Annotated in this window: 12 protein-coding genes; 9 read left to right on the top strand and 3 right to left on the bottom strand. The window is 71.3% G+C overall.

Annotated features, from left to right (window positions below; all coding sequences use genetic code 11):
* Positions 1-90: 90 nt before the first annotated feature.
* The 4 genes from DCW30_RS10130 (at position 91) to DCW30_RS10115 (ending at position 4,703) form a co-directional block, all read left to right on the top strand.
* On the top strand, positions 91-1,362 hold the full coding sequence (locus tag DCW30_RS10130; RefSeq protein ID WP_076685219.1) for an aspartate kinase: 1,272 nt from the start codon (positions 91-93) through the stop codon (positions 1,360-1,362).
* Positions 1,359-2,414, top strand: a complete 1,056-nt coding sequence (locus tag DCW30_RS10125; protein ID WP_076685218.1) for an aspartate-semialdehyde dehydrogenase — start codon at positions 1,359-1,361, stop codon at positions 2,412-2,414. Before DCW30_RS10130 ends, DCW30_RS10125 begins: the two co-directional genes overlap by 4 nt.
* A gap of 346 nt (positions 2,415-2,760) precedes the next feature.
* Complete coding sequence (locus DCW30_RS10120) at positions 2,761-3,423, top strand: SigE family RNA polymerase sigma factor (RefSeq protein WP_198503251.1); 663 nt, start codon at positions 2,761-2,763, stop codon at positions 3,421-3,423.
* Positions 3,420-4,703: a hypothetical protein gene (locus DCW30_RS10115; RefSeq protein ID WP_237283399.1), complete on the top strand. Its 1,284-nt coding sequence runs from the start codon at positions 3,420-3,422 to the stop codon at positions 4,701-4,703. Before DCW30_RS10120 ends, DCW30_RS10115 begins: the two co-directional genes overlap by 4 nt.
* A 61-nt stretch (positions 4,704-4,764) precedes the next feature.
* Here the strand turns inward: DCW30_RS10115 and DCW30_RS10110 are convergent, their stop codons facing one another.
* Both DCW30_RS10110 and DCW30_RS10105 read right to left on the bottom strand, forming a co-directional pair.
* Positions 4,765-5,541: an SURF1 family protein gene (locus DCW30_RS10110; protein ID WP_076685217.1), complete on the bottom strand. Its 777-nt coding sequence runs from the start codon at positions 5,539-5,541 to the stop codon at positions 4,765-4,767.
* A 78-nt stretch (positions 5,542-5,619) separates the two neighbouring features.
* On the bottom strand, positions 5,620-7,452 hold the full coding sequence (locus tag DCW30_RS10105) for a S9 family peptidase (RefSeq protein ID WP_076689049.1): 1,833 nt from the start codon (positions 7,450-7,452) through the stop codon (positions 5,620-5,622).
* A gap of 71 nt (positions 7,453-7,523) precedes the next feature.
* On the opposite strand from DCW30_RS10105, the gene DCW30_RS10100 reads away from it, so the two are divergent.
* On the top strand, positions 7,524-8,351 hold the full coding sequence (locus tag DCW30_RS10100; RefSeq protein WP_076685216.1) for a class I SAM-dependent methyltransferase: 828 nt from the start codon (positions 7,524-7,526) through the stop codon (positions 8,349-8,351).
* On the opposite strand, the gene DCW30_RS10095 is transcribed toward DCW30_RS10100, so the two are convergent.
* Positions 8,337-8,870, bottom strand: a complete 534-nt coding sequence (locus tag DCW30_RS10095) for a hypothetical protein (RefSeq protein WP_062774680.1) — start codon at positions 8,868-8,870, stop codon at positions 8,337-8,339. The genes DCW30_RS10100 and DCW30_RS10095 overlap by 15 nt on opposite strands.
* A 216-nt stretch (positions 8,871-9,086) precedes the next feature.
* Between DCW30_RS10095 and DCW30_RS10090 the strand changes: the two genes are divergently transcribed.
* The 4 genes from DCW30_RS10090 to DCW30_RS10075 all read left to right on the top strand — a co-directional run bounded on the left by DCW30_RS10090 (position 9,087) and on the right by DCW30_RS10075 (position 11,703).
* Complete coding sequence (locus DCW30_RS10090; RefSeq protein ID WP_103557449.1) at positions 9,087-9,287, top strand: hypothetical protein; 201 nt, start codon at positions 9,087-9,089, stop codon at positions 9,285-9,287.
* A 166-nt stretch (positions 9,288-9,453) separates the two neighbouring features.
* Complete coding sequence (locus tag DCW30_RS10085) at positions 9,454-9,699, top strand: hypothetical protein (protein ID WP_076685215.1); 246 nt, start codon at positions 9,454-9,456, stop codon at positions 9,697-9,699.
* A 212-nt stretch (positions 9,700-9,911) separates the two neighbouring features.
* A complete protein-coding gene (locus DCW30_RS10080; RefSeq protein WP_062774685.1) occupies positions 9,912-10,211 on the top strand; it encodes a hypothetical protein in 300 nt (99 codons plus the stop codon).
* Positions 10,212-10,836: 625 nt separating this feature from the next.
* Entirely contained in the window at positions 10,837-11,703 is an 867-nt protein-coding gene (locus DCW30_RS10075; RefSeq protein WP_237283398.1) for a chaplin, read from the top strand.
* Positions 11,704-11,758 lie beyond the last annotated feature (55 nt).

The raw sequence follows: 11,758 nt of genomic DNA, 5'->3' as shown, positions 1-11,758 counted from the left end.
GGGACATCTCACCTCCTGATATGGGCGAGGCGAATTTCGGCCGCTCGTTAGACTGAGCCGACCGCACAACGGATTGAGCGAGGAGCGCACGTGGGCCTTGTCGTGCAGAAGTACGGAGGCTCCTCCGTAGCCGATGCCGAGGGCATCAAGCGGGTCGCCAAGAGGATCGTCGACGCCAAGAAGAACGGCCATCAGGTCGTTGTCGTGGTGTCGGCGATGGGCGACACGACGGATGAGTTGATCGATCTTGCCGGGCAGGTATCCCCGATCCCTGCCGGGCGTGAATTCGACATGCTGCTGACCGCCGGGGAGCGTATCTCCATGGCGCTGCTCGCCATGGCGATCAAAAACCTGGGCCACGAGGCCCAGTCGTTCACGGGCAGCCAGGCCGGCGTCATCACCGACTCCGTCCACAACAAGGCGCGGATCATCGATGTCACCCCCGGGCGCATCAGGACCTCGATCGACGAGGGCAACATCGCCATCGTCGCCGGGTTCCAGGGCGTCAGCCAGGAGGGGAAGAACATCACCACCCTCGGGCGCGGTGGTTCGGACACGACGGCCGTCGCCCTCGCCGCCGCACTCGACGCCGAGGTCTGCGAGATCTACACGGACGTGGACGGCGTCTTCACCGCCGACCCGCGTGTGGTGAAGAAGGCCCGGAAGATCGACTGGATCTCGTTCGAGGACATGCTGGAGCTCGCGAGCTCCGGGTCCAAGGTGCTGCTCCACCGCTGCGTGGAGTACGCCCGCCGCTACAACATCCCGATCCACGTGCGCTCGTCCTTCAGCGGACTGCAGGGCACCTGGGTCAGCAACGAATCGCAAGGGGATTCCAAGGTGGAGCAGGCCATCATCTCCGGTGTCGCGCACGACACCTCCGAGGCCAAGGTCACGGTCGTCGGCGTGCCCGACAAGCCGGGCGAGGCCGCCGCGATCTTCCGCGCCATCGCGGACGCCGAGGTCAACATCGACATGGTCGTGCAGAACGTGTCGGCCGCCTCGACGGGCCTGACCGACATCTCCTTCACCCTGCCCAAGGCCGAGGGCCGCAAGGCCATCGACGCCCTGGAGAAGACGCGGTCGGCCATCGGCTTCGACTCTCTCCGCTACGACGACCAGATCGCCAAGATCTCGCTCGTCGGGGCCGGCATGAAGACCAACCCCGGCGTCACCGCGACCTTCTTCGAGGCGCTCAGCGACGCGGGCGTGAACATCGAGCTGATCTCGACCTCCGAGATCCGCATCTCGGTCGTCACCCGCGCCGACGACGTGAACGAAGCCGTGCGCGCCGTGCACACCGCCTTCGGACTCGACTCCGACACGGACGAGGCCGTGGTCTATGGAGGCACCGGCCGATGAGCCGTAAGCCGACGCTCGCGGTCGTCGGAGCGACCGGGGCCGTCGGCACGGTGATGCTCCAGATCCTGTCGCAGCACGCCGACATCTGGGGCGAGATCCGCCTCGTCGCCTCACCGCGCTCGGCCGGCCGCAAGCTGGCCGTGCGCGGTGAGCAGGTCGAGGTCCACGCCCTGTCGGAGGACGTCTTCGACGGGGTCGACGTCGCCATGTTCGACGTACCCGACGAGGTGGCCGCCCAGTGGGCTCCGGTCGCCGCGTCCAAGGGCGTGGTCGTGGTCGACAACTCCGCGGCCTTCCGGATGGACCCGGACGTGCCGCTCGTCGTGCCCGAGGTCAACCCGCACGCCGCGCGCGTGCGGCCGCGCGGCATCGTCGCCAACCCCAACTGCACGACGCTCTCGATGATCGTGGCCGTCGGCGCGCTGCACGCCGAGTTCGGCCTGCGCGAGCTGATCGTCTCCTCGTACCAGGCCGTGAGCGGGGCCGGGCGGGACGGCGTGGACACCCTGCGCCGGCAGATCCAGCTGGTCGCGGGCAGTGAGCTCGGCACCAGCCCCGGGGACGTGCGCCGGGCCGTCGGCGACGACACGGGCCCTTTCCCCGAGCCGGTGGCGCTGAACGTCGTGCCGTGGGCCGGGTCCCTGAAGGACGACGGCTGGTCGTCGGAGGAGATGAAGGTACGGGACGAGTCGCGGAAGATCCTCGGGCTCCCCGGGCTCCGCGTCGCCGCCACCTGTGTCCGCGTGCCCGTGATCACCACGCACTCCCTGACCGTCCACGCCCGTTTCGAGGACGAGGTCACGGTCGACCGCGCGCGCGAGATCCTCGCCACCGCGCCGGGCGTCGTCCTGTTCGACAACCCGGCCGCGGGGGAGTTCCCGACGCCCGCCGACGTGGTCGGGACCGATCCGACCTGGGTCGGCCGAGTGCGGCGCTCCCTGGACGACCCGACGGCGCTCGAACTCTTCGTGTGCGGGGACAACCTGCGCAAGGGCGCCGCCCTGAACACCGCCCAGATCGCGGAGCTGGTGGCCAAGGAGTTCACGGCCTGACCGGGTGGCCGGCCGGCTGACCGGCCGGGCGGGTGCCCCAGCGCGTGGACCTTTGTGGGATCTGTGTAAGTTCTGTGTCCAACTCGGTGCCGCGGCGCCTTGAACTGGATCGGCCCGGCGTTCGAAGATTCGCGTGCGATCACTGCAACCGGCAGCGGGGCGGGGGGCGTCTTTAGCGATCGCCTTCGAGGTGTGTCGTGGACGCCGCAGGTAAATGGGGCATAGGGGAAGAGCTGGTACGCATGGGGGCATTCAATGCATCGTCACGAGCGATGCCCGCGCGACTCGCCGCAAACGCGACGCCGGATGCGTACAACCCTGACTGGGGGAAGCGTGTCCAACAAGCGTGGCAGAGGTACTCGACTTCACAGCGGTACAGGCGAGAGGCGCGGCAGCGCTGCGTCCCCCTCGTCGTGCCCGCGCGGCCGGCGGCATGCCGGTGATCGCGCCCATGCCCGCAGCGCGGCCCGCCCGCATCCCGGCGCAGCGCGAGGGCGATGACTTGCGCGTGACCGCGGGCACCACCGTCGACCACCTCACCGAGACCTACCGCGCCCACTACCGGTCGCTGCTCGGCCTCGCCGCGCTGCTCCTGGACGACACGGCGTCCTGCGAGGACGTGGTGCAGGAGGCGTTCATCAGGGTCCACTCCGCACGCAAGCGCGTGCGGGACCCCGAGAAGACGCTCGCCTATCTGCGGCAGACCGTCGTGAACCTCTCGCGGTCCGCGCTGCGGCGCCGCATCCTCGGGCTGAAGCTGCTCTCCAAGCCGATGCCGGACATGGCGAGCGCCGAGGAGGGCGCGTACGACCAGCTGGAGCGCGACGAGCTGATCAAGGCGATGCGGGGCCTCCAGCGGCGTCAGCGCGAGGTCCTCGTCCTGCGCTACTTCGCCGACATGACCGAGGCGCAGGTCGCCGAGACCCTGGGCATATCGCTCGGTTCGGTGAAGGCGTACGGCTCGCGGGGCATCGCGGCGCTGAGGGTCGCCATGGAGGCGCCGGCATGAGCGAGTGCGAGCGGGACGAGCAAGGCGGATCCGAGCGGCATGGCAGGAACGGCAACGTGAACCACGGCCCCGACGAGACATCCGGCGGGACCGCCTCCGGGGGCGTGCCCGAGACCGAGCGGTCACCGGCCGCGCCCGACGAGGAGGCCGCCCCCGAGGACGCTCGGTCAGAGGAGGCCGCTCCCGAGCAGGAGACCGGCCCCGTCGGGCCGGTCCGGTCCCTGGAGAAGCTGATCGCCGCACAGGGAGCCGGTTCGGGCCCCGCGCCCCGGGACGAGGACTTCGGCGCCGACGAGCTCGCCCTGCGGCGGATGATGCGGCAGGCAGTCCAGGAGATCGAGCCGAGCGAGCGCTCCCTCGACCACCTGCGGCAGGCCGTACCGGCCCGCAGGGCCCGCAAGCGCCAGGCCGTCGTGGGCCTCGCGGCGGCCGCGCTCTTCATCGGCACCGCCGTCCCCGCGCTGGTGCACGTCACGAACGCGCGGGGCGAGGCGGACGACCGCCCCGCCATCGCGGGCAGCAGTCAGGAGTCGCAGGGGGGCTCCGGCAAGAGCAAGGGCGCCGAAGGCGCCGCGAAGGACCCGGGCAAGCGGCCCGACAAGTCCAAGAGCAAGGACAAGAAGGACAAGAAGGGCAAGAAGGAGGGCAAGGGCAAGGACGGCTCGGGCGGCGGAGGCACGGGTTCGCCCGACCCCGCCACCTCCGAGGCCGCCACCTCGCCCGCCTGCTCCGCCGCCCAGCTCGCCGCCACCGGCGGCGCGGGCACGGGCGACGGCAAGAGTCCGGTGTACGGCAGCTTCCGGGTCTCCAACATCTCCGACAGCAGCTGCACGGTCGAGTCCGCGGGCGCGGTCGCCGTGACGGCGCAGGGCGCGGCCGACCCGGCCAGGGTCACCGTCGTCGACCACACGGCCGGCGACGCCGCGAGCGAGCTGCCCGACCCGTCCACGGAGGCGAGCCCGCTCGTGCTGCGGCCCGGCTCCGCGTACGAGGTGCGGTTCGCCTGGGTGCCCTCGGACTCGTGCCCCACCGACGGGGGCGGCGGCGAGCCCACGCCCGACCCGACGCCCTCCGAGGGCGGCGGCGGCGCCACCGGCAGCCCGGACAGCGGCACGCCCGAGGGGACGGAGCCCCAGCTGGTCCGCTCGGACGGCGGCGTGAAGGACGGCAGCGTCGTGGTCTCCCTGACCGCGGAGGCGGGCGCGCCCTCGGCGGGCACGACGGTCGCCAACGCGTGCGCGGGCACGGTCTACCGGACCGGCATCCTCCCCGCGTCCTGAGCCCCCGGGCCCCGGGCTCCCGGAGCCCCTGCTTCCCGGGCTTCTCGGCTTCCCGGGCTTCCTAGGCCTCGGCGGCGAGCCCGAGGCGGGTGTCGCGGGCGACCTCCGCCTCGCGGCGGAACAGCCGGAACCACATGAAGAGCACGAAGCCCGCGAAGACGAACCACTCGCCGGTGTAGCCCAGGTTCTGGAAGGCCTTGAGGTCCAGGCCGGTGTCGTTCGGCGCGGTCGCGGGCACGGCCCTCATCCCGGGGTCAGCGTCGGCGAGGGTGACCCACGCGTCGTACACGTCGTCGCGGACGAGGTTCACGAGCGAGGCCGAGCTGATCGCGCCGAGCTGCCCCTGCGGCAGGCCGCCCGCGGCGCTGACCCCGTTGGAACCGGGGCTCTCGGAAGCCTGGAGGGCGCCCCGCACGGTGACCTCGCCCTTGGGGGCCGCGGGCGCCTTGGCGGTGCTCGCGTCGCCGGGGAGCCAGCCGCGGACCACGGGGAGCGACTTCCCGCTGTCCGTGCGCAGCAGGGTGAGCACGTAGAACCCGCGCTTGTCGTTCAACTCCCGGTCGGGGACGAGGAGTTGCTCGCCGTACCGCCCGGTGGCCGTGGCCTGCTCGCCCGAGGTGTCCTTGTCGACGGGCAGCAGCGAGTCGAGGGGGCGGGCCCGGTCGTCGGCGCCCGGCTTCTCCCGCGCCTCGGCTTGGCGCTCGGCGGACTCGTGGTCCTGTACGCGGTCCTCGAAGCGGCCGAGCTGCCAGGAGCCCATGAAGATGCAGAAGGGGATGGCCAGCACGACGAAGACGTTGATCCCCCACCAGCGGGGCGTCAGCAGAAACCGGTACACACCCCCACGGTACGGGGCCGCACGGGGCCCTCGGCCGTGGGGGTGGCCGTCGCTCCCCGCACCCCCGCGGGGGACCGCTCAGCCGGCCGCGGGCGGCAGGTGACGGGCGGCGAAGTCCAGCTCCAGGGAGACCTGCTTGATGCGCTCGTCCACGACCAGCGACCCGTGGCCCGCGTCGTACCGGTAGACCTCGTGGACCGCGCCCCGCGCGGCGAGCCGGTCCACGTAGTTGTCGATCTGGCGGATCGGGCAGCGGGGGTCGTTGACGCCCGCCGAGATGTACACCGGGGCCTTGACCTGGTCCACGTACGTCAGCGGTGAGGAGGCCGCGAAGCGCTCGGGGACCTCTTCCGGGGTGCCGCCGAGGAGCGTGCGGTCCATGGCCTTCAAAGCCTCCATCTCGTCGTGGTACGCCGTCACGTAGTCCGCGACGGGGACCGCGGCGAGGCCGAGGGCCCAGACGTCGGGCTGGGTGCCGAGGCCGAGCAGCGTGAGATAGCCGCCCCAGGAGCCGCCCGCGAGGACCAGGCGGTCCGGGTCGGCGAGGCCGGAGGTGACGGCCCACTCGCGGACGGCCGCGATGTCCTCCAGCTCGATGAGGCCCACGCGGTGCTTCAGGGCGTCGGTCCACTCCCTGCCGTACCCCGTCGAGCCGCGGTAGTTCACCCGCACCACCGCGTACCCGTGGTCGACCCAGGCCGCCGGGCCGGCCGCGAAGGAGTCGCTGTCGTGCCAGGTGGGCCCGCCGTGCACCTCGAAGACGGTCGGCAGGGGGCCCGTGGCGCCCGCGGGCCGCTGGACGAGGGCGTGGACGCGCCCGCCGGGCCCCTCCACCCACACGTCCTCCACCGGCACGGACCCCGGGGCCTTCATGCCGGGCGGGTCGAGGACCACGTCGCCGGAGGTCGAGCGCACGACCGGCGGTTCGGCCGCCGACGACCACATGTACTCCACGGCGCCGTCGGGCCGGGCCGTGGCGCCCGAGACCGAGCCCGGGGGCGTGTCGATGCGCGTCAGCTCCCGCGAGGCGAGGTCGTAGCGGAACAGCTCGCCGCGTGCCTCGAAGCCGTGCGCGATCAGCAGCGCGGAGCCGTCGGGATACCACTCGGCGCTCACGTCGCCCGGCAGCCCGAGCACGAGGTCGCTCTCCTCACCCGAGGCGATGTCCCAGATCATCGGCTCCCAGCGGCCGCGCCGCTGGTGCCCGACGAGGAGCCGCGTGTCCCCCTCGACCGGAGCGAAGCCGAGGACCTCAAGGCCCAGCTCGACCGTGCCGCCCCCGGTGTCGTCCAGCTCGGCGACGGTGGAGCCGTCGAGCCTGATCACGCGCAGCGCGGAGTGCATCGCGTCGCCGTGCTCCGTGTGCTCGACGGCGATCAGGGAGCCGTCGTGGGAGAGGTCGCCCACGCCCGCCGACTCCCGGTGGCGGTACACCTCGGCCGGGCCCGCGTCCGGCGCGTCGGGGCGCACGACGTGGATCGTCGACCCGTCCTCGTCCGTGGAGCGGCCGACGACCACGGTCCCGCCGTCCCTGCCGAGGGCGAGGCCCGCGGGGTACGAGGCGTCGAGGCCGGGGACAGCGGGCTCGTCGGGGCCGCCGGCGAAGGGCTGGCGCCGCCAGACGCCGAACTCGTCGCCGTCCTTGTCGTCGAACCACCAGATCCACTCGCCGTCGGGCGAGAGCACGCCGTCCGTCGTGCCGTTCGGCCGGTCGGTCACCTGGCGCTGGGCGCCGGTCTCCCTGTCCCACGCGTACAGCTCGTACGTCCCCGTCGCGTTCGACACGAACAGCGAGCGCCGCGGCGCGTCCTCCGCCCAGTCCGGCAGCGACACCCGCGGCGCCCTGAACCGCTTCTCCCAGTCCGGCATGGCTTGCTTCCCCGTGGCCTTCTCGGCACCCGTCTCGCTCATGCCCCCCATACTGCCTGGCGCCGCCCGCAATCCGCTGGCGAGGTTCCCCAGCCTGTGGATAACTTTCCGGCATGTACTCCCCGCCGCCCCACGACTGGCGCGACACCAACAGGAAGCGCTGGGACGAGCGCGTCCCCATCCACCTGGCAGGCGACTTCTACGACCTCGACGCCTTCCGGGCGGGCGAGGACACCCTGCGCGACTTCGAGCTCGCCGAGGTCGGCGACGTCCGCGGGAAGTCGCTGCTGCACCTGCAGTGCCACATAGGCCTGGACACGCTGTCCTGGGCGCGGCACGGGGCGGCCCGCGTCGTCGGTCTCGACTTCTCCGAGCCGGCCGTGGAGGCGGCCCGCGAGCTCGCCGCCGAGCTCGGGTTCACGGCGGAGCGGGCCGCGTTCGTCGCCGCCGACGTGTACGACGCGGCGCAGGCGGTGCCCGACTCCTCGTACGACATCGTGTACACCGGCGTCGGTGCGCTCGGCTGGCTGCCCGACGTCGGGCGCTGGGCCGAGACGGCCGCCTCGCTGGTCGCGCCCGGCGGCTTCCTCTACCTCGCGGAGTGCCATCCGCTCACCGACATCCTCGACGACGCCACGGGCACGCGCGTGGAGCACGACTACTTCGCGCGCGACGCCTGGGTGGACGAGCGGCCCGGCGGATACGCGGACGACGGCACGCCGACCGTCCACAACCGCAGCGTCGAGTGGCAGCACCCGCTCGGCGACGTGGTCTCCGCGCTCGCCGCCGCCGGTCTGCGCGTCGACTTCCTGCGCGAGCGCGACACGACCCTCTTCGCGCGCTTCGGGACACTCGAACGGCGGGACGGCGTCTACCGGTTCCCCGCGGACCGGCCGCGCGTCCCGCTCATGTACTCCCTGAAGGCGTCACGGCAGCGGTGACGGCGGGCGCAGCCAGCCCTCGCGGCCGGGGTCGAACTCGCCGAGCTTCGTCCAGTCCCAGGCCCGCAGCACCTCCCGCCCCAGGTCGTCGCCGCGCCGGATGACGGTGACGACGACATCGGCGGTGTGCCGGGTCATCAGCAGCGTCCGCAGCCGTGTCGCGATGCCCGACCCGCGCCGGGCGGGTCCCACCATCAGCTCACCGAGCAGGAACACACGCCCCGACGCGGTCTGCTCCTGGATGCCGGCGGGCAGGATGCCGCGGAAACCCTCCCACCACTCGCCGGTGCGGGCCGCCCGGTAGCCGTACAGGCAGCCGACCAGGCCCCCGGCATCGGCGACCACCATGTCGAAGTCGGGCTGCTGGACGTCGTGTTCGAAGCGCCGCAGAAAGCCCTGCCGGTCGAGGCCGCCGGCGTCGGCCGGCGTTCCGTAGGCCTCCGCGTGGAGATCGGCCACCGCCTCGCGCTGCTGCTCGGCCTGCCAGCGGCTGAGCCGCCGCAGAAACACCTCGCCCATGCTGTCCTCCCGCCCCGCCCCACTGAGGGCCTCTCCCCCTGCGCCCGGACTCCGCATGGTGGCAGGGCGGAACGGCGAGGAGTAGGGGGCGGCGGGGGAGGCGGCCCGCGCACCCGGCACGGGCGGCAACCCTTTTGCCCTAATGGCACCGTTTCGTTCTTAGCCGCGGCAGGAACGAAGACGGAGACCCGACCCCCCCACTCCCGACGAGGCACGATGGCTGACCGCACATCACCATGGCAGCGGCTGGGCGGCATTCCGGCGAGCAGACAGCCGGCGGAGAACCGCACCGACCCCATCTACGACGCCCTGCGCAGGCGCTGGAACGCCCAGGGGCGGACCATTCCCGGCAGGCCCGATCCCGAGTGGAGACGGCTGGTGGAGCGTGACCCCTGGAGCCGGAACCGCGACGAATAGCGGTGTCGGTCCGACGGCTTCCCGAGTGAACTCCACCCTTCCGGCGGAGTGGCTTCTGTTCTTCTCCATCGTTTTCCAGATGCTGACATCTGTGGCGGACTATTCGTAGCCGGTCACGGCATCAATCGTCTGTTTCGACTGAATGCACCAACAGTGGAGGTCCACCTTGCGTCGCAAAGCAGCTGCCGTTCTGACCCTGTCGGCCGCATCCCTCCTGATGGCAGGAGCGGGCACCGCCCACGCGGACGACGAGGCGAAGTTCCAGAACAACACGCAGATCCTGTCCTGCCTGACCCTCGAAGTCCTGGACATCCCGATCGCGTCCTCGGCCAACAATAATATCGACTGCTCGAAGAACGACTACTCCCGTACGTACGAGCGCCTGTCGAGTGAGACGCGCCTCCAGCACTGACCCCGAATGGAGCAAAACCTCCCGGGAAGTCACTTCGTTGACTGATTGGTGACGCCGGAGGTCCGACCGCCATTCTGATGACTGAATGGTGTACGCCGGTGGCGCCGGTGTTAGTACTGGGTGAAGACGTGTGATAGCCCAGTAGTAGGGACTTTCCGCTTCCGCCAAGGTTCGGAAAGACGAACAAAAGCACACGCCTCATAGGAGAAATCGTGAAGCTCAGCAAGGCCCTCATCATCACCGCCGCTGCGATGGCCGTTGTCGGCGCCGGCGCCGGAGCCGCCCAGGCCGCAGACGACGACACCTCGAAGTTCGAGAACAACAACCAGGTCCTCAGCTGCGACGTGGTCGAGGTCATCGACATCCCGATCCTGTCGTCCGCCAACAACAACCTGGACTGCTCGAAGAACTCGAAGGAGGAGGAGGAGGAGAACACCAAGATCGTGCACGTCGAGGACAACGACAGCTCCAAGGCGGCCGTCATTCTCCCCCGGAAGTCGCACCACCGCTGACCTGGCCGCCCGTCGGCCACCGTGCACGGCCGGGCGAACCAGAACGGTTTCGTGTCGCTCCGGGGCTACCCGGAGCGACGCATGCATGTGGTGAAAACTCCCGTCACCTCCTGGGACTTTCATCATGCGCCACCAGGCATGTCCCGGTGCCGTCCGCCGAACGGCGGGACGATGATTCGATGAAGCAATAACTCGGTCATTCGTCTGCCGCACCGAAATGCCCGACCGGGCCGTCCGCTCTCCAGCGGGCGGCCCGTTCGCGTTCATAGGAAACCCGTATGATCCGCCGCCGCGCCGCATTCGGGTGAATTTCCGTGGACCGTATCAACGCTCCGGTTTCCTTCTTCCTCTTCACTCGTTGGGCAGTCGCGGTGCGGGAACGGGATTCTTTCGCCCGGCTCCTGCCGCCGTACCGGCGTGGCCCGTAAGAAGGGGAAGGCTGTGGATCTGAACCCGGCGTCCGTCAGCTCCCGCGTGGATGACTGACGTCCGCGGCCCAGCTGTTCCCGCCGTGTCCCGGCCGGCCGCGGAAGCGATCCGGCTCGGGGCCGGCTCCTCCATCGCACAGAGAAAGATCAATAGATTGCGACAGGCCCTCAGCAAAGGCATGCTCTCCGCCGCGGCCGTGACGAGCATTCTGTCCCTGTCCGGCGCCCACGCGTTCGCCGACTCCGAGGCGGACGGACACGCCCAGGACTCGCCCGGCGTCGTGTCGGGCAACGCCGTCCAGGCGCCGCTGGACGTACCGGTGAACGTCTGCGGGAACACCGCCGACGTCATCGCGGGGCTCAACCCCGCCTACGGCAATGAGTGCGAGAACGTCTCGGACCACCGTGAGTCCCGCCCGCACCACGGAAAGCCCTCGCGCGAGGGGAAGCCCCCGCGGCACCACGAGGAGCAGCAGCACCACGCGAAGCCCGAGGCGGAGCGCGAGGCGAAGCCCGAGCAGCACGCTCCGCAGCGTCCGCACCAGGAGCCCCGCCCGCACCACGAGGGGTCCTCGGACAGCAGTGCCGTCATCGCCGAGGGCGACGCGGTCGGCTCGCCGGGCGTCGCATCGGGCAACAACGCCAAGGCCCCGGTCGACGCCCCGATCCAGGCCTGCGGCAACCACCTGGGGATCGTCTCCCTGCTCTCGTCCGTCTTCGGCAACGGCTGCGACGCCCCGGCCTCCGAGCCGGGCAAGGGGTACGGGGAGGACGAGGGGGAGTCGCCGCACGAGCCCGAGCCGCACGAGGCCGAGCCGCACGGCCCCGGCACCGGGCACAAGACCGTGCCCGACGGCCCCGTCGAGGTGTCGTCGCCCACGCCGTGGGCGCCGAAGCACACGCCGCAGACGACCCGCGAGGACGAGCCGGTCGACACGCGGGCGCAGCTGGCCGAGACGGGTGCGGACGAGGTGCTCTACGGGGTCTCGGCCCTGAGCGCCGCGCTGCTGCTCGGGGGAGCGGTCCTCTACCGGCGCCGCGCCGTGTCCTCCGCCGCCGAGTAGTTCCGTCCGCGCCACCGGGAACCGCCCACGGGAACCGCGTGAGCCCCGCTGCCGG

The sequence above is a fragment of the Streptomyces alfalfae genome (assembly GCF_004127445.1).
GTDB lineage: Bacteria > Actinomycetota > Actinomycetes > Streptomycetales > Streptomycetaceae > Streptomyces > Streptomyces alfalfae.
This window is presented reverse-complemented; position numbering and strand designations above follow the sequence as displayed.